This is a genomic window from Kineococcus sp. AC630 (assembly GCF_979255925.1).
The window spans coordinates 70,007-86,752 of record NZ_CEEDMJ010000009.1; the positions used below are offsets into that span (position 1 = coordinate 70,007).

At 73.4% G+C, this 16,746-nt stretch carries 14 protein-coding genes and 1 tRNA gene; 4 read left to right on the top strand and 11 right to left on the bottom strand.

Going from position 1 to position 16,746, the window contains the following annotated elements; genetic code table 11:
• Positions 1 to 23: 23 nt before the first annotated feature.
• From AC0I8G_RS11285 to AC0I8G_RS11295, 3 genes are all read right to left on the bottom strand, one after another.
• Positions 24 to 2,423, bottom strand: coding sequence for a ComEC/Rec2 family competence protein (locus AC0I8G_RS11285; RefSeq protein ID WP_471729993.1), 2,400 nt, complete (start codon positions 2,421 to 2,423; stop codon positions 24 to 26).
• Positions 2,420 to 3,163, bottom strand: coding sequence for a ComEA family DNA-binding protein (locus AC0I8G_RS11290; RefSeq protein ID WP_471729994.1), 744 nt, complete (start codon positions 3,161 to 3,163; stop codon positions 2,420 to 2,422). The genes AC0I8G_RS11285 and AC0I8G_RS11290 overlap by 4 nt, the downstream gene beginning before the upstream one ends.
• 207 nt (positions 3,164 to 3,370) lie before the next feature.
• A complete protein-coding gene (locus AC0I8G_RS11295; protein ID WP_471729995.1) occupies positions 3,371 to 3,940 on the bottom strand; it encodes a TetR/AcrR family transcriptional regulator in 570 nt (189 codons plus the stop codon).
• 47 nt (positions 3,941 to 3,987) lie between these two features.
• On the opposite strand from AC0I8G_RS11295, the gene AC0I8G_RS11300 reads away from it, so the two are divergent.
• Positions 3,988 to 6,246 (top strand): glycoside hydrolase family 3 C-terminal domain-containing protein, encoded by a 2,259-nt coding sequence (locus AC0I8G_RS11300; protein WP_471729996.1) that lies wholly within the window; start codon positions 3,988 to 3,990, stop codon positions 6,244 to 6,246.
• A gap of 59 nt (positions 6,247 to 6,305) precedes the next feature.
• Here the strand turns inward: AC0I8G_RS11300 and AC0I8G_RS11305 are convergent, their stop codons facing one another.
• The 4 genes from AC0I8G_RS11305 to AC0I8G_RS11320 form a co-directional block, all read right to left on the bottom strand.
• Positions 6,306 to 6,812 (bottom strand): GNAT family N-acetyltransferase, encoded by a 507-nt coding sequence (locus tag AC0I8G_RS11305; protein WP_471729997.1) that lies wholly within the window; start codon positions 6,810 to 6,812, stop codon positions 6,306 to 6,308.
• An 11-nt stretch (positions 6,813 to 6,823) separates the two neighbouring features.
• The gene (gene leuS, locus AC0I8G_RS11310) at positions 6,824 to 9,343 is read right to left on the bottom strand and encodes a leucine--tRNA ligase (RefSeq protein ID WP_471729998.1); all 2,520 of its coding nucleotides are present in this window, start codon (positions 9,341 to 9,343) and stop codon (positions 6,824 to 6,826) included.
• A 168-nt stretch (positions 9,344 to 9,511) separates the two neighbouring features.
• Positions 9,512 to 10,396: a hypothetical protein gene (locus AC0I8G_RS11315; protein ID WP_471729999.1), complete on the bottom strand. Its 885-nt coding sequence runs from the start codon at positions 10,394 to 10,396 to the stop codon at positions 9,512 to 9,514.
• A gap of 100 nt (positions 10,397 to 10,496) precedes the next feature.
• Positions 10,497 to 11,324 (bottom strand): shikimate 5-dehydrogenase, encoded by an 828-nt coding sequence (locus tag AC0I8G_RS11320; RefSeq protein ID WP_471730000.1) that lies wholly within the window; start codon positions 11,322 to 11,324, stop codon positions 10,497 to 10,499.
• 47 nt (positions 11,325 to 11,371) lie between these two features.
• Between AC0I8G_RS11320 and AC0I8G_RS11325 the strand changes: the two genes are divergently transcribed.
• Entirely contained in the window at positions 11,372 to 12,409 is a 1,038-nt protein-coding gene (locus AC0I8G_RS11325; RefSeq protein WP_471730001.1) for an LLM class flavin-dependent oxidoreductase, read from the top strand.
• Here AC0I8G_RS11325 and AC0I8G_RS11330 read toward each other — a convergent pair.
• A complete protein-coding gene (locus AC0I8G_RS11330; protein ID WP_471730002.1) occupies positions 12,351 to 13,301 on the bottom strand; it encodes a GntR family transcriptional regulator in 951 nt (316 codons plus the stop codon). The genes AC0I8G_RS11325 and AC0I8G_RS11330 overlap by 59 nt on opposite strands.
• 135 nt (positions 13,302 to 13,436) lie before the next feature.
• On the opposite strand from AC0I8G_RS11330, the gene AC0I8G_RS11335 reads away from it, so the two are divergent.
• Both AC0I8G_RS11335 and AC0I8G_RS11340 read left to right on the top strand, forming a co-directional pair.
• Positions 13,437 to 14,642, top strand: coding sequence for an FAD-dependent monooxygenase (locus AC0I8G_RS11335; protein ID WP_471730003.1), 1,206 nt, complete (start codon positions 13,437 to 13,439; stop codon positions 14,640 to 14,642).
• A gap of 67 nt (positions 14,643 to 14,709) precedes the next feature.
• Positions 14,710 to 15,501, top strand: coding sequence for a serine hydrolase (locus AC0I8G_RS11340; RefSeq protein ID WP_471730004.1), 792 nt, complete (start codon positions 14,710 to 14,712; stop codon positions 15,499 to 15,501).
• 53 nt (positions 15,502 to 15,554) lie between these two features.
• Here AC0I8G_RS11340 and AC0I8G_RS11345 read toward each other — a convergent pair.
• The 3 genes from AC0I8G_RS11345 to rsfS form a co-directional block, all read right to left on the bottom strand.
• Positions 15,555 to 15,627: transfer RNA gene (locus AC0I8G_RS11345), tRNA-Ala, on the bottom strand.
• Positions 15,628 to 15,712: 85 nt separating this feature from the next.
• Positions 15,713 to 16,345, bottom strand: a complete 633-nt coding sequence (locus AC0I8G_RS11350) for a histidine phosphatase family protein (protein ID WP_471730005.1) — start codon at positions 16,343 to 16,345, stop codon at positions 15,713 to 15,715.
• Positions 16,342 to 16,740, bottom strand: a complete 399-nt coding sequence (gene rsfS, locus AC0I8G_RS11355; RefSeq protein WP_471730006.1) for a ribosome silencing factor — start codon at positions 16,738 to 16,740, stop codon at positions 16,342 to 16,344. Before rsfS ends, AC0I8G_RS11350 begins: the two co-directional genes overlap by 4 nt.
• Positions 16,741 to 16,746: the final 6 nt, after the last annotated feature.

Genomic DNA, 16,746 nt, shown 5'->3' on the forward strand with positions numbered 1-16,746 from the left:
GCCGGCGGTGCGGGGTCCACCCCTCAGCCGTTGGAGTACTTCGCCCGCCGCTCCGCCTGCGTCGGGTCCGAACCCCGCACCAGCGTCCGCAACGCCCCCGCCGAACCCGCCACCGCCACGTCCCCGTCGGTGTCCGTCCGCAGCACCCGCGCCCCCGTCCGCGCCAGCAGCTCCAGCGTCGGCGCGGCCGGGTGGCCGTAGTCGTTGACCTCTCCCACCTCCACGATCGCCACCCGCGGCCTGAGTTCCGTGTAGAGCTCGGGGAACTGGTTCGCGGACCCGTGGTGGGCGACCTTCACGACGTCCACCACCGTCCCCTCGGGAACCTCCGACAACGCCCGCCGCTGACCGTCGCGTTCCAGGTCGCCGGTCAGCAGCACCGACACCCCGGCCACGTCCGCCAGCAACGCGATGCTCGCGTCGTTCACGTCGGAGGAGTCCGGCGCGGACTCCTCCGACACGGCGGGCAGTGGCGCCAGCACCGTCCACGACACCGGACCCGCGGAACCGGTCACGCCGGAACTCAGCACCGTGACGTCCGCGTGGGCACCGGACGCGATCTCCGCCACCCTGCGCGCGGCGGGTTCGACGGCCAACGGCGACACGAACACCTCCCCCACCTCCCGCCCGTCCACCGCACCGGCGAAACCCCCGACGTGGTCGGCGTGGAAGTGGGTCAGCACCACCGCGTCCAACCGCTGCACCCCCAGCCGGTCCAGGCACCCGTCGACCAGGACGTCGTCCGGACCCGCGTCGACCAGCACCGCCGACGACGGCCCCGACCGCAGGACCACGGAGTCGCCCTGCCCCACGTCGCACCCGACGACCAGCCAGTCCGGCGGCGGCCACGGCCCCGACGGCGCACCCCACCGCGGCGCGCACCGCACCAGTGCCGCACCGCCCACCACCAGCACGAGGGCCAGCCCCAACCACCTCCGTGGCCGGGAACCACTGCGCCGGAAACGCACCACGGCCGCCACCGCCCCGAGCAGCAGCACCGTCAGGACGACCACGACCAGGACCCCCGTCACCCCGCCGGGAACGGTCATCGCCACGGGCAGCCTCGCGGCGACGCGGGCGAGACCGGCGATCCACCCCGCGCACAACCCCGCCGGCCAGGCCAGCCACGTCGCCCCGGTCGACCACACCGGCGAGACGAGCGTCGCCGCCAACCCCAGCACCGTCGCCGGCGCCACCGCGGGGGCGACGAGGACGTTCGCCGGGATCGACACCGGGTTCACCGACGGCTGCAGCAGCACCAGCACCGGGCCGCAGACCACCTGCGCCGACACCGGGACCGCCACCGCGAAGGCCACCGGGCGCGGGAACCCCAGCTCCAGCAACCGTTCCGCGAAGGGGCGCCCCAGCAGCACCAACGCCCCCGTCGCCAGCACCGAGAGCACGAACCCGAACTCGCGCGCGAGCCACGGATCCGCGACCAGCAGCACCAGCACGGCCGCGGCCAGCACGGGGACTCCCCGCACGGGCCGGCCCACCGCCAACCCGACCAGCCCGACACCCCCCATCACCGCGGCGCGCAGCACGCTCGGATCCGGCCGGGCCAGCACCACGAAACCCACCAGACCGATCGCCGCGACGACGAGACGGGCCCGCCGACCGAACCCCAGCCACGACGCGACCAGCACGAGGAACCCCACGACGAGGGTCGTGTTCGACCCGCTCACCGCGGTCAGGTGGGTCAGCCCGACGGCCTTCATGTCGTCCTCGAGGTCCGCCGGGAGGCGGGACGTGTCGCCGACGACGAGGCCGGGCAGCAGCCCGCGGGCGTCGGCAGGTTGCGGTTCCACCGCCTCCCGCAACCCCTCGCGCAGTCGCTCCGCGCCCCGGAACACGCGGCCGGCCGATCCCACCACCTCGGGTCGCCCGGTCGAGGAGACCACCGCGGCGGACCGTTCACCGGGGTCCGCGGGTCCCAGTCGACCGCCGAACTCCACGCGCTCCCCGAGGTGCACCCGAGACCACCCCTCGGCGTCGGCGAACACCGTCACGCGCGCCTCGACCGGGATGTCACGACCGCGGGCCCGCAGCAGCGACACCGTGACCTCGACGACGACCCGCGGCGGTCCGCCGGGCCGCAGCGCCGTGATGGCCCGGGGATCGCTGCTCACGACGCCGGTCGCGGTGACGCTCACCTGCCGTTCCGCGAGGTCGGCGATGCCCCCGTGGCCGGACCGGGCCTGGTGCAGCACGACCGAGGTCAGGACGAGTGCGGTCGCGACGAGCACCAGGAGGAGCCGGGCTCCCCGGCGGAGCACGACGAGCGCGCCGCCGGTCAGCGCCACCCCGACGAGCAGACCGTCGAGGGACGTCCTGGCGGCGAGCGGGTGGGCGATCGCGACGAACGCCGACAGCCAGGCCAGGAAGGCGGCCGCCACGAGCCGCAGGTCGAGTCCGACGGTCACACCGTCACCAGGTCCCGCACCCCGTCCAGCAGTTTGGGCCCGATGCCGGTCACCTCGCCGAGGTCGTCGACGGAGGTGAACCGGCCGTTCTCCTCGCGCCAGGCGACGATCCGGCCGGCGAGCACCTCCCCCACCCCCGGCAGGGCGTCGAGCTGCTCGGCCGTGGCCGCGTTCAGGTTCAGCGGTCCGCCGCCACCGGAGCCACTCGCCACCGCCGGCCCCGCGACGGCCTGCCCGGGAGCGGGCACCAGGACCTGCTCGCCGTCGACCAGGACGCGCGCGAGGTTCACCGCGTCGAGGTCGGCGTCCGGCAACGGACCGCCCACCGCGGCGAGGGCGTCCCCGACCCGGCTCCCGCCGGGCAACGTCACCAGACCCGGCGTCGCGACCCGTCCCGCGACGTGCACGACGACCGGGGTGCCCGAGACGTCCGGAGCGGGAGAGCTCGAGACCGCCACCGTCGCCGTCCGTCCGGGCAGGACGTCCCCCGCGGGCGCCGCGTCCTCGGGCCAGGAACGCCACGCGGCCAGGACCAGCCCCGCGGCCACCAGCAGCGCGACGAGCAGCACCCCGACCGCTGCGCGCGGACTCACCCGCACCCGGGCCGCCCGGACGGAGGGCGGTGTCCGGTCAGCGATCCGCCGTCGGAGTTCGCCGGTACCGGAACCGAACGGCTCCTCGGTGTCGTCCCAGTCCTCCTCGAGGTCGTCCTCCACCGCGTCGGGCACGACGGGTTCCACCCGCCGGAACTGTCGGGACGCCAGCGCGCGCGCTCGGTGCGCCGACTCACGCGGCCGGTAGGAGGAGGACACCCTCGGCACGCTAGGCAGTCCTCCGGGGCGGGAACCGCCTCCGCCGCCCGGGCTGTGGACGGTCCCCCGCGGACGAACCCTGTGGAGACCGCGGTGCGCCCGGGTGCTGCGCCGCCTGCGCACCCACTCCGACGCTCAGCCGCTCCGGAGTTCCCGCTCGATCTGGGCCGCGACCTCGGCGACCATGTCGACGTCGTCGGAGTGCAGCAACCACTGCACCTGCAGACCGTCCATGACCGCGACCAAACGTCGGGCCGCGGACGCCGGCGCGGGGTGGGCGCAGTCGACGAAGGCGTCGGTGAGGGTGGCGACGACGAAGCGGTAGCGCTGGTCGAAGAACTCGTGCGCGGGGTGCTCCGGCGAGGCGGACTCCGCGGCCAGGACGGTGAACAGCTCCACGATCCCGCGACGGGACTGGTTGCGCCGCACCACTTCCAGCAACGCAGCGAGGCGCTCGCGGCCGGCACCGCCCTGCAGCCCCGACGCCACAGCGTCGTCCACGTCACGGCGTTCGAGCACGGCGAGCAGCAGCGACTCCTTGCTCCCGACGTGGTGCTGCAGACCGGCCGGGGAGAGCCCGCAGCGGGCCGCGAGGTCGCGCATCGACGCCGCCCGGTACCCCGCCTCGGCGAACAGCGACACCGCCTCGTCGAGGATCTGCTCCCGGCGCGCTCGTCCCTTCGCGTACTCCCCACGGATGGCCATCCCCAATACCTATCACCTGCATGGTTTTCGGGGGTAGCCTCTGCGGCATGACCGACACCGACGTCCCCACCACACCGCGGGGTGTCCTCGCGCAGCTCACGCTCGAGGAGAAGGCCGCCCTGCTGGACGGTTCCGACTTCTGGCACACCGAACCCGTCGAGCGCCTCGGCGTCCCCGCGCTGATGGTCACCGACGGTCCGCACGGTCTGCGCAAGCAGCCCGAAGGGGGCGACCACCTCGGCCTGACCGGCAGCGTCCCCGCGACCTGCTTCCCGCCCGCCGCCGGGCTCGCGTCGTCCTGGAACGTCGACCTGCTGCGCCGCGTCGGTGCGGCGCTGGGCCGCGAGACCCGCGCCGAGAAGGTGTCGGTCCTGCTCGGCCCCGGGGTGAACATGAAGCGGTCCCCGCTGTGCGGGCGCAACTTCGAGTACTTCTCCGAGGACCCCGTGCTGGCCGGCGACCTCGCCGCCGCCATGGTCGACGGCGTCCAGAGCCAGGGCGTCGGGACGTCGCTGAAGCACTACGCGGCGAACAACCAGGAGACCCGGCGGATGACGATCTCCGCCGACGTCGACGAGCGGACGCTGCGCGAGATCTACCTGACCGCCTTCGAGCGCGTCGTGAAGCAGGCGCAGCCGTGGACGGTCATGTGCTCCTACAACCGGATCAACGGCGTCTACGCCTCCGAGGACCCGTGGCTGCTGACCACCGTCCTGCGCGAGGAGTGGGGTTTCGCCGGGCTCGTCGTCTCCGACTGGGGCGCGGTCAACGTCCGCGAGGACGGCGTCGCCGCCGGCCTCGACCTGGAGATGCCCTCCTCCTCGGGGGCAGGCACCCAGCGCATCCTCACCGCCGTGGCGGCCGGGACCCTCTCCACCGAGGACGTCGACCGCGCCGCCCTGCGCGTCCTGGAACTCGTCGAGAAGTCGAGGGCCGCCCTCGCCGACCCGGGGTCGTTCGACGTGGCCGAGCACCACGCCCTGGCCCGCGAGGCCGCCACCCAGAGCGCCGTGCTGCTGAAGAACTCCGGCGACGTCCTCCCGCTGGTCGCCACCGGCGGGACCATCGCCGTCGTCGGGGAGTTCGCGCGCACCCCGCGCTACCAGGGCGCCGGCAGCTCCCAGGTGAACCCGACCCGGCTCGACGACGCCCTGACCGCCCTGCAGGCGCAGTTCGCCGGCCGCCGTGAGGTCACCTTCGCCGCCGGGTTCGTCCCCCAGGACGAGGAGGTCCAGCCCGGGCTCGTCGCGGAGGCCGTCGCGAACGCGGCCGCCGCCGAGGTCGTCGTGCTGTTCCTCGGCCTGCCCGCCTCCTACGAGTCCGAGGGCTACGACCGCGACCACACGAACCTGCCGCCCGCGCAGCTCCACCTGCTCGAGGAGGTCGTCGCCGCGAACGCGAACGTCGTCGTCGTCCTGGCCAACGGGTCCGTCGTCAACCTCGAACCCTGGCAGGGTTCCGTGCCGGCCGTCCTCGAGGGCTGGCTCGGGGGCCAGGCCGGTGGCGGTGCCGTCGCCGACCTGCTCTCCGGGGTCGCCAACCCGTCCGGCAAGCTCGCCGAGACCGTCCCGCTGAACTACCTCGACAACCCCACCGTCGGGAACTTCCCCGGCGAGAACGGCCACGTCCGCTACGGCGAGGGTCTGCTCATCGGCTACCGCTGGTACGACGCGCACCAGCTGCCCGTCGCCCACCCGTTCGGCCACGGCCTCTCGTACACGACCTTCGCGTACTCCGACCTGAGCGTCGTCGACCGGGGCGAGCACGTCGAGGTCTCGCTCACCGTGGAGAACACCGGCGCGCACGCCGGGACGGAGACCGTGCAGGTCTACGTCAGCGACCACGAGGCGAGCGTGTACCGGCCCGAGCAGGAACTGAAGGGTTTCGCCCGGGTGACCCTGGCCGCCGGCGCACGCGAACGCGTGGTCGTCCCCCTCGACGCCCGCGCGTTCTCGTTCTGGCACAGCGCCGCCGGTCGCTGGGTCCTCGAAGGGGGCGACTTCGGGATCCGCGTCGGGTCGTCCTCCCGCGACATCCGGCTCGCCCGGACCCTGACCCTGCAGGGCCAGGGCGTGAAGCTCGAACTCGCCGTGGACGCCGAGGCCGAGGAGTGGCTGGCCCATCCCGTCGCCGGGGACGCCGTCCGCAGCGCGCTCGAGGGCACGATGTGGTCGGAGATGCTCTTCGACGAGCACAACGGGCAGATGATGCGGGCCATCCCGCTGCAGCGCCTCACCCGCTTCCCGGGGTTCCCCCTCGCCGAGGGCGATCTGCCGGAACTGGTCGTGAAGGCCAACGCCTCCTGAGGACCCGCGACGCACGAGGAGCCCGCCCGGATCCCGGGCGGGCTCCTCGCGTGCCGTGCTCAGAGCGGGAGGGTCATCACGACGTGGGGCCGTTCCTCGCTGTCCCCGCGCCACCCCTCGGTCATGCCGAGCTTGCGGGCGACGGCGAAGCTGGCGGCGTTGTCGGGGTGGATGATCGAGATCAGCCGCCGCAACCGCAGCACGTCACGGGCGTAGCCCACCCACATCGACGCCGCCTCGGTCGCGAACCCCTGACCCCACGCCGACCGGGAGAGCCGCCAGCCGATCTCGACGTCGTCGGGGTACCAGCGCATGTGGTGCAGACCGGTGAACCCCAGGAACCGCCCGTCCTCGCGACGTTCCACCGCGGACAGCCCGAACGGGTTCTGCTCGAAGACCCCGTCGCAGCGCTCGGCCAGCGCGTCGGAACCCGCGCGGTCCAGCGGCGCGGGGAAGTGCCGCATCACCTCGGGATCGGCGTTGAGCTCGGCGAAGGGTTCCCGATCGGCCGCGGTCCAGCGCCGCAGCAGCAACCGGGGTGTGACCAACCGGAAACCCTCGTCCACCGCTGGACTCCTCAGGCCGGGACGATGTTGACGAGCTTCGGCGCCCGGACGATGACGGTCCGCAGGCCCCGCCCCTCGAGCGCGGCCTGGACCTTCTCCGAGCTCAGCGCCAGCTCCTGCAACGCCTCCTGGGTGATGTCCGGGGACACCTCCAGCCGGTCACGCACCTTGCCCTGGATCTGGACCACGCACGTCACGGTGTCCTCGACGAGCAGCGCCTCGTCCACGACGGGCCAGCCGGCGCGGGCGACGCACGGGTCGTGGCCCAGCAGCGACCACATGTCCTCGGCCGTGTACGGCGCGACGAGCGACAACATGATCGCCGTCGCCTCGGTGGCCTCGCGGACGGCGGGGTCCCCGCCCCCGACGCCGGAGTCGATCGCCTTGCGGGTCGCGTTCACGAGTTCCATGACGCGGGCCACGGCGACGTTGAAGCGGAACGCCTCGACGTGCTGCGACACCTCGTGCACGGTCTTGTGCGTGATCGAGCGCAGGGCGCTGTCACCGGTGGAGGGGTCCACCCCGGCAGCGGAGGTGACGTCGCGCGCCAGGCGCCACGCCCGGCCCAGGAACTTCGAGGAACCCGACGGGGACACGTCGGCCCAGTCGATGTCGTCCTCGGGCGGGCCCGCGAACGCCATCGTCAGCCGGATGGCGTCGACGCCGTGCTCCTCGAGCTGGTCGGAGAGCCGCACGATGTTGCCCTTGGACTTGCTCATCGCCGAACCCTCCATCTGCACCATGCCCTGGTTCAGCAGGCGGGTGAAGGGTTCGTCGAAGGGCAGGTAGCCCAGGTCGTGCAGCACCTTGGTGATGAACCGGGCGTAGAGCAGGTGCAGGATCGCGTGCGTGACGCCGCCGACGTACTGGTCGATGGGGCCCCACTGCGCGATGAGGTCCCGGTCGAACGCCTGGGTGTCGTCCTTCGGGGACACGAAGCGCAGGTAGTACCAGGACGAGTCGACGAAGGTGTCCATCGTGTCCGGGTCCCGGCGCGCCGGGGTTCCGTCGACGGGGCTGGGCACGTTCACCCAGTCCTCCGCCGCCCCCAGCGGCGAGGTGCCCTTGGGGGTGAGGTTCAGACCCTCCGAGGGCGGCAGCACGACGGGCAGCTGGTCCTCGGGGACCGGGACCTCACCGGTCTCGGTGTGCACGATGGGGATCGGGGTGCCCCAGTAGCGCTGACGCGAGATCAGCCAGTCGCGCAGGCGGTAGTTCTTCGCCGCCCGGCCCTTGCCGGCCGCGACCAGGTCCTCGATCGCCCGGGCGATGCCGGCCTTCTTGTCCAGGCCGTCCAGCGCGCCGGAGTTCACCAGCCTGCCGTCACCGGCCGTCGCCTCGCCGGACTCCGCCGGGTCGGGCAGGGGGTTGCCGTCCGCGTCGCGGACGTCGACGACGACCCGGACGGGCAGGCCGAACGCCTTCGCGAAGTCGAGGTCACGCTGGTCGTGCGCGGGCACGGCCATGATCGCGCCGGTGCCGTAGTCGGCCAGGACGTAGTCGGCGGCCCAGATCGGCAGCCGCTCCCCGTTGACCGGGTTCACCGCGAAGCGGCCCAGGTCGACCCCGGTCTTCTCGCGCTCCGAGGCGAGGCGGTCCATGTCGGAGGTCTCCTGCACCTGGGTGCGGTAGACCTCGAACTGCTCACGGACCTCCGGCGACGCGCCCGCGGCCAGTTCCTCGGCCAGGTCGGAGTCGGCCGCGACGACCATGAAGGTCGCGCCGTGCAGCGTGTCCGGTCGGGTCGTGTAGACGCTGATCGGCTCCGCGCGGCCCTCGATGACGAACTCGACCTCGGCGCCGGTGGAGCGCCCGATCCAGTTGCGCTGCATCGAGATGACCTTGGCGGGCCACTGGCCCTCCAGGGCGTCCAGGTCGTCCAGCAGCCGGTCGGCGTAGTCGGTGATCCGGAAGTACCACTGGGTCAGCTTCTTCTTGACGACCTTGGCGCCGGAACGTTCCGAGGTGCCGTCGGGCAGCACCTGCTCGTTGGCCAGCACGGTCTGGTCCACCGGGTCCCAGTTGACCAGGGAGTCCTTGCGGTAGGCCAGCCCCTTCTCGTACAGCTTGAGGAACAGCCACTGGTTCCACTTGTAGTACTCGGGGTCGGACGTGTGCAGGACGCGGTCCCAGTCGAAGGAGCACGCGTAGCGGCGCATCGACGCGCGCTGCTGGGCGATGTTGTCGTACGTCCACTGCCGCGGGTCGAGGCCGCGCTTGATGGCGGCGTTCTCGGCGGGCAGACCGAAGGCGTCCCAGCCGATCGGGTGCATCACGTCGAAACCGCGCTGCAGCCAGTACCGCGCGATGACGTCCCCGAGCGCGTACGCCTCGGCGTGACCCATGTGCAGGTCGCCGGAGGGGTACGGGAACATGTCCAGCACGTACTTCTTCGGGCGTTCGTCGCCCGCCTCACCGCTCGTGAACGGCTTGCGCTCGTCCCAGACCGGCAACCACTTCTCCTGCAGCGCGAACGCGTCGTAGCGGTTCTCGTCCGCCTCGTCCCGTGCCTGCGTGTCGGTCTGCGTCATCTCGTCCTCCCGGTGCGTCCGTGCGTCCCGCACCTGAAACCTCCTGCGGACAGCGGAAGACCCCTCACTCAGGAGGGGTCACGGCGCCGGCACCTGCGAGGTCGCAGCAGCTCAGCGCCGGCTGGCAAGTCGGCGGGAAGACACGACCGACAGCCTACTCCGTCGGGCTCACGAGCGTTCCGGACGGGCCGAGCGGTCGGCGCGACGCCGACCCCAGCCGTGCTGCGGGGTGCTGCGACGCAGCGCGCGACGCTGGGCCAGGGCCTGCTCGGCGCGCACCAGCAGGTCGGTGACCCCGCCCTCGTCCCAGGGCGCCAGCACGGCCGCGCCGGCCTCCACGGACAGCCGCCCGCTGCGCGCCCCGCCGACCGCGGTCGGGTCGGGCGCCGGCGAGACCGCCGCGACCTGCAGCCGCTCCTGCGCCAACCCGACGCGCATCCGCCGTTCCAGCTCCTGGGCGTGCAGCCCGGCCCCGGGTCCCAGGACGATGAAGCGTCCCTCGTCCACGCGGGCGACGACGTCGGAGGTGCGGGTCGCGGCCCGCAGCGAACCGGCTGCGGCGGCCCACTCGGCCTCCTGCTGCCGGCGCTGCTCGTCGGCGCTGCGCACGACGCCACCGACCTGCACGCCGGGGGTGACCTCGATGATGCAGGCGTGCACGGCGCCCCCGGAGCGGCGGGCCGACTCCAGCACCTGGTTGCCCACGAGCATCAGCCCCCGACGGTTGAGCAGCCCCGTGACCACGTCGTTGACGTTCTCGTCGCGCGCGTGCTCGAGGGCGGACACCAGCGAGTCGGCGGCCCGTTCGGCCTCCCGGTGCGCCCGGTGCGCGACCGCGAGGGCCGCGGCGAGGATCCCCGCGAGCGCCAGGGCGCAGCCGAGGGCGACGAGGAGGGTGGTGGTCACCGGGGCCACGGTGGCCGTGACGGCGGTCGCGAGGACCCCCACCACGGGCACGGCGACGAGAGCGGCGGTCCACGTGCGGCCGTCGGGGCTGCTGCTGGCGCGCGCCGGACGGACCGAGGGCTCGGAGGATCCGGGGGTGCTGGTCACCCTGGTGACGTCGGCACGCGGGGGTGTCGGCTGGATGGGGCGAGAGGGTGACGAGCGCATCCGTGCATCGTGACGCGGCGATCCGGGCGGAGCGCCCGTCTCAGGCCGCGGCGCGCGAGAACTCACCCGCCCGGCGCACCTGGTCCTCGTCCGGGCGAACGCCGGTGTAGAGGACGAACTGCTCCGCGGCCTGCAGGGCGGCCACCTCGGTCCCGGTGACGACCTGCTTGCCCAGCTCACGACCGAGGCGCACGAAGGGGGTGTCCTCGGGGACGGCGACGACCTCGAAGACGGCGTCGGCGGCCTCGACGGCGGCCCGCGGCACGGGGAGGTCCGCGGCGGCGGAGCCACCGGCCATCCCGACGGGGGTGGCGTTCAGCAGCAGGGTCGGGCGGTGCTCCCCGAGGTCGGGCACCCAGCGCGCGCCGTAGGCCGCGGCGAGCGCCGGGCCGGCCTGGGGGTTGCGGGCGACGACGACGAGGTCGTCGAAGCCGTTGTCGCGCAGGGCGGCGAGCGAGGCCTTGGCCATCCCGCCGCTGCCGAGGACGGCGGCGGGGCCGCTGGGGACGATGCCGTGGGTGGCGAGGAGGCCGGCGACGGCGAGGTAGTCGGTGTTGTGGGCGACGAGGTGGGCCACCCCGTCGATCGGGGTGTTGACGATGGTGTTGACCGAGTCGATGGCGGCCGCGGAGGGGTCGAGGGCGTCGACGAGCGGGATGACGGCCTCCTTGAAGGGCATCGAGATCCCGGCACCGCGGATGCCGAGGGCGCGGAGGCCGCCGATCGCGGCGGGCAGGTCGGTCGTCGTGAACGCCTTGTAGACGAAGTCGAGCCCGAGCTCGGCGTAGAGGAAGTTGTGGAACCGGGTCCCGAGGTTGCTGGGCCGGCCGGACAGGGAGAGGCACACCTGGGTGTCTTTGGAGAGCACGACCCCATCCTGGAACACACCAAGGATGTTGATGGTTCAATGACAGTGTGAACAGGTCCGCGAAACGCATCGGGTTCCTCTCCTTCGGCCACTACCAACCCGTCGCCGGGTCGGCGGCCCGCACCGCCCGCGACGCCCTCGTGCAGACGGTGGAACTGGCGGTGGCGGCCGAGGAACTCGGCTTCGACGGCGCCTACGTCCGCGTCCACCACTTCGCGCGTCAGCAGGCGGCCCCCTTCCCGGTCCTCGCCGCGATGGCGGCACGCACGAGCCGCATCGAGCTCGGCACCGGCGTCATCGACATGCGCTACGAGAACCCGCTCTACATGGCGGAGGAGGCCGCGATGACCGACCTCATCTCCGACGGCCGGCTGCAGCTCGGCGTGAGCCGTGGTTCACCCGAGCCCGCCCTGCACGGTCCCGCGACGTTCGGGTACGTCCCGGCCGAGGGTGAGACCGAGGGCGACATGGCCCGTCGTCACCTCGACGTCTTCCGCCACGCCATCGCCGGCGGGAAGGTCGCGGAGGCGAACCCGCGGATGACGGGCAGTTCGCGAGCGCTGCCGATCCTCCCCCAGGCCCCCGGCCTCTCCGACCGGATCTGGTGGGGCTCCGGCTCGCGCGAGACCGCGCGCTGGACCGCCGAGCAGGGCCTGAACCTCATGAGCTCGACCCTGCTCACCGAGGACACGGGCATCCCCTTCGACGAGCTGCAGGCCGAGCAGATCGCCCTGTACCGCCAGGTCTGGAAGGACTCCGGTCACTCGCGGGAACCGCGGGTCTCGGTGTCGCGCAGCGTGATGCCGATCGTCAACGACCTCGACGAGGCCTACTTCGGCCGCGACCGCCACTCCACCGACCAGGTCGGTTCGCTCGGCGAACCCGGCCTCGCCCGCTTCGGGCGGACCTACGCCGGGGACCCGGACCAGGTCGCCGAGGACCTGGCCAAGGACGTCGCCGTCCAGGAGGCCGACACCCTGCTGGTGACGATCCCGAACGCCCTCGGAGTCGACTACAACGCCCACCTCATGAGCTCGATCGTCGAGCACGTGGCCCCCGCCCTGGGGTGGACGCGCGCGTCCTGACCTCCTCCCGCACGACCGCGGCCCGGGCCTCGACCCCGTCGAGGACCCGGGTCAGCGCGGTGTGGGCGATGACGTCGAGGGAGAAGTCGTAACCCTCGAGCAGCAACCGCCCGGTCTGCGGGTGGTGACCGTCGAGGAACACCGCCCGGAACTGCTCCTCCCGGGCGGTCACCCAGCCCTCGGTGTCCAGCCCCGTCCGGGCGACGTCCTCGGCGTCGCGCACGAGATCGACCGCCGCTCCGCGCAGCAGCGCGAACAAGCCCAGGTGCGTCGTGAACGCCTCCTGGAGCGGCAGTCCCGCGTCGACGAGGGCGCGCAGGACCCGTTCGGTGAACTCGACCCCCGGGGCGCTGGCCTGCGGGCGGGTCAGGCGCAGTTCGTGCGCGAGCCACGGGTGCCGCGTCAACGTCGCCCACAGCAGCGCGTGCGCGCGTTCCACCCGGGCCCGCCAGCCGTGCGGTTCCTCGCCCCAGCGCACCCCGGCGAGCACCAGCGCGCACATCCGGTCCACCAGGTCGTCCTTGTCCGCGACGTAGCGGTACAGCGTCATGGGCGAGACCCCGACGTCGCCGGCGAGGCGTCGCATCGACACCGCCGTCATCCCCTCCCGGTCCGCGATCCGCACCGCCGCGCGCACCGCGGCCAGCAACGCCGGGTCCTCCCCCTCGGACGCGGGCGGCTCCGGGCGGGCCGCGACGCGGGTCCCCACCCCCGCCACCACCTCGACGAGACCCTCGCCGCGCAAGGTGGCGATCACCTTCGACGCCGTGGCCATGGCGATCCCGAACTCCGCGACCAGCGCCCGGGTCGAGGGCAGCCGGTCCCCCGGGGCCAGCAGACCGCCGGCGATGCGGCCACGCAGTACCGCAGCGACCTGTTCCGCTCGACCCACGACACACCCCCCGTCCTAGTGCACCTCCGCGTCCGGACCGTTCCGAGCGTCCACCGCACTAGTACGGTCGAAGCTTGAGCGGTTGCGACACAGGTGGTCTCGAGTTCGAACTCATCTACAGCGTACGTTCCCCCCATGTCCGGACCCAGCATCCTCGTGGTCGGCGCCGGTGTCGCCGGCCTCGCCCTCGCCGCCTCCCTCCGCGACCACGCCGTGGTCACCGTCGTCGAACGCGACACCGCCCTGCGCCTCGGCGGCCAGACCGTCGACCTGCGCGGTCCCTCCCGCGTCGTCGTCGAGCGCCTCGGTCTCACCGCCGAACTCCTCGCCCGGCTCGTCCCGCAACGCGGCTACGCCATCGTCGACGCCGACGACCGCCCGCTCGTGCGGCAACCGGTGGAACTCTTCGACGGCCTGGGCATCGTGAGCGACAGGGAGGTCCTGCGCGGCGACCTCGTCCACGCCCTGGCCGGCGCGACGGGCGACGCACGGCTGCGGTTCGCCACCACCGTGCGGGAACTGCACCCCGACCCCGACGGGGTCGACGTCGAGTTCAGCGACGGCGGGCGGGATCGCGTCGACCTCGTCGTCGGTGCCGACGGGGTGGGTTCCGTCGTGCGCCGTCTCGCCTTCGGACCCGACGAGAGGTTCCGGACCCCGCTCGGGATCGGGATCGCCTGGTTCAGCGCCGACGGCCCCTTCGGTGGGAGTTCCGGTGACTGGTACCGCGCCCACCACACCCCCGGGTTGCGGGTCGGGGTCCGACCCGGCCGGACGCAGGGTTCCTTCCGCTGCGAACTCGCCTTCCGCTGCGACAGCTGGGACGCTCCGCGACGCGGCCGTGAGGCCGTGCTCGACGACCTCGACCGCCGGTTCGCCGGTGTCGGCTGGCACACCCCCGCGTTGCTGCGCGCCGCACGAGCGGCCGACGACCTCGCCGCGCAGGAGATCGCAAGCGTCCACCTCCCCCGGTGGAACGCCGGCAGGGTCGTGCTGCTCGGTGACGCGGCGTGGTGCCCGACTCCGCTGACCGGGATGGGGACCGCGTTGGCCCTCGTCGGTGCGCACGTCCTCGCCCAGACCCTGCGGAGCAGCGACGCCGCCGCCTGGAACGGGGAGTTCTACCCCGCCGACTTCACCGCCTGGGTGGCCCGTCGGGCGAAACTCCCCCCGGGCGGCGTGAACGGTTTCGTCCCCGGAACCCGGGCGTCGCTGGCCCTCGGGACGGCCGCCATGCGGTGGATGGGCCGCCCGCCGTTCCGCTCGTTCGCCCGCCGGATCTTCGCCGACCCCGACGAACTGGTCCTCCCCACCGGCACACCGTCCGTTCCGGCGGGCTGAAGCTCTGGCGCGGAGGGCCTGGACCGGCGCACGCTGGTGTCCCGAGGTCGCAGCGAGGAGGCGGGCCGTGGACGTGTCCCGACGCGACGTCGTCACCGCCGGCCTGTCGAGCGTGCTCGGGACGCGCACCGGGCCGGCGCCGGGCGACGTCTCGTTCAGCGCCACCGACCTGTTGACCGGCCGACGCGTCGAACACCGCGAGGAACGTCCCTGCCCCGTGCTCACCCTCTCCGCCGGCCTCGCCCTCGGCCTCCTCCTGCGCGAGCGCGGTGTGGACGAGCTCACCCGGGTCCTCCGCTTCACCCGCGGTGACGTCGTGCGCTCCTCCCCCGTGTGCGCCTGGCACCTGCAGCGGGGGTTGTCCCTGGCCCGTCTCGGCGACGCGGCCCTGCGTCGCGGTGACGCGACGGCCACGAACCTGCTCGTGCGCCACGTCGGCGGGCCCGCCGCCCTCACCGGGTTCTGCCGTGAACTCGGCGACGGGTGGACGAGGCTGGACCGTGCCGCCCCGGCCTCCTGCGGCGGTGACCCCTGGGACCCGCGCGACACGACCACGGTCACGGCCCTGGCTCTCGACCACGCGGCGCTGCTCCTCGGCGACGTCCTCCCGCCCGGTAGCCGGGGCGTGCTCAGCGGGCTGTTCCCCACGGCCCGCCTCGCCGGCGGGTGGGAGTTCAGCGGGAGCACCGCCACCGCGCGCTACGGCTCCGTCGTCGCCGTCGGCACCGCGCGCCGGGACCGGCGTCGCATCGTGCTGGCCGCTGCCGTGCGCAGCGGGCAACCGGGGACGTGGGGCTCGGAGCGTGCTCTCGTCCCCGTGCTGGACGACGTGCTGGCCGGCTTGGACCGCAGGTGGTGAAGTCCCGGGAACGACGGAAGGCCCGGACTCTCGTCCGGGCCTTCCGTCTGCGGTGGAGCTGAGGGGATTCGAACCCCTGACCCCCTCCATGCCATGGAGGTGCGCTACCAGCTGCGCCACAGCCCCGCTCTCGTCACTCAGGGTTTCCCCCGGCAACGAGGACAACACTACCGCACCGGCCGGGGTGGTCCGAACCACCCCGGGTCGCGCGTCAGCCCTCGGCGCCCACCGCAGCGCCGGGCGGGCCGGCGTTGTACTCCTCCAGGACCCACCCCCGGGAACGACGGCGCAGCACCGCCCAGTGGGCGTTGCGGAAGCCCGCGAAGGCGCTGCCCGCGGTCACCGGCAGGTCGAGGAGGCGCAGCACGCCCGCCTTCAACGCGGCGCCGTGCGAGGCGACGAGCAGGGTCCCCCCGTCGGGGACCGCGGCGGCGTGCGCCTCGACGGCGACGGCGACGCGCTCACCGAGCCGGGTGCGGGTCTCGCCCCCACCCATCGCGACGTCGTCACCGCGACGCCAGGCCGCGTGCTCCTGCGGCCACTTCCGCGCGATCTCGGCGCCGACCAGGCCCTGCCACTCCCCCGCGTCGACCTCGCGCAGGGCGGGGTCACGGGTGAGGGTGTGCCCGGTGCGGGACGTGAGGGCCGAGGCGGTGTCGAGCGCACGGACGAGGTCGCTGGAGACGACCACGTCGATCGGCAGGGTCGAGAGGTGGGCCGCCGCTGCGGCGGCCTGGGCCCGCCCGACGTCGTCGAGGGGGACGTCGAGCTGGCCCTGGAAGCGGTTCTCGGCGTTGAACGGGGTGCGCCCGTGACGCCAGAGGACGACGGTGGAAGCCGTCACGCCTGACTGTCGGACGGCGTGGACGCCGCCGTGGACGCGGTGGCCGCCAGTTCGATGACCGGGCAGTCCTTCCACAGCCGCTCGAGCGCGTAGTACTCGCGCTCCTCGGTGTGCTGGACGTGCACGACGAGGTCGACGAAGTCCAGGAGGACCCAGCGGCCTTCGCGTTCGCCTTCGCGGCGCACCGGCTTGGAGCCCATCGGGAGGAGCTTCTCCTCGATGGCCTCGGCGATGGCGCGCACCTGGCGTTCGTTGGGAGCCGAGGCCACCAGGAAGGCGTCGGTGATGAAGAGCTGGTCGGACACGTCGAGCGCGATGACGTCGGTCGCGAGCTTGTCCGTCGCCGCGGCCGCGGCGCTGGTCACCAGCTCGAGGGCTCGATCGGTTGCGGGCACGGAACT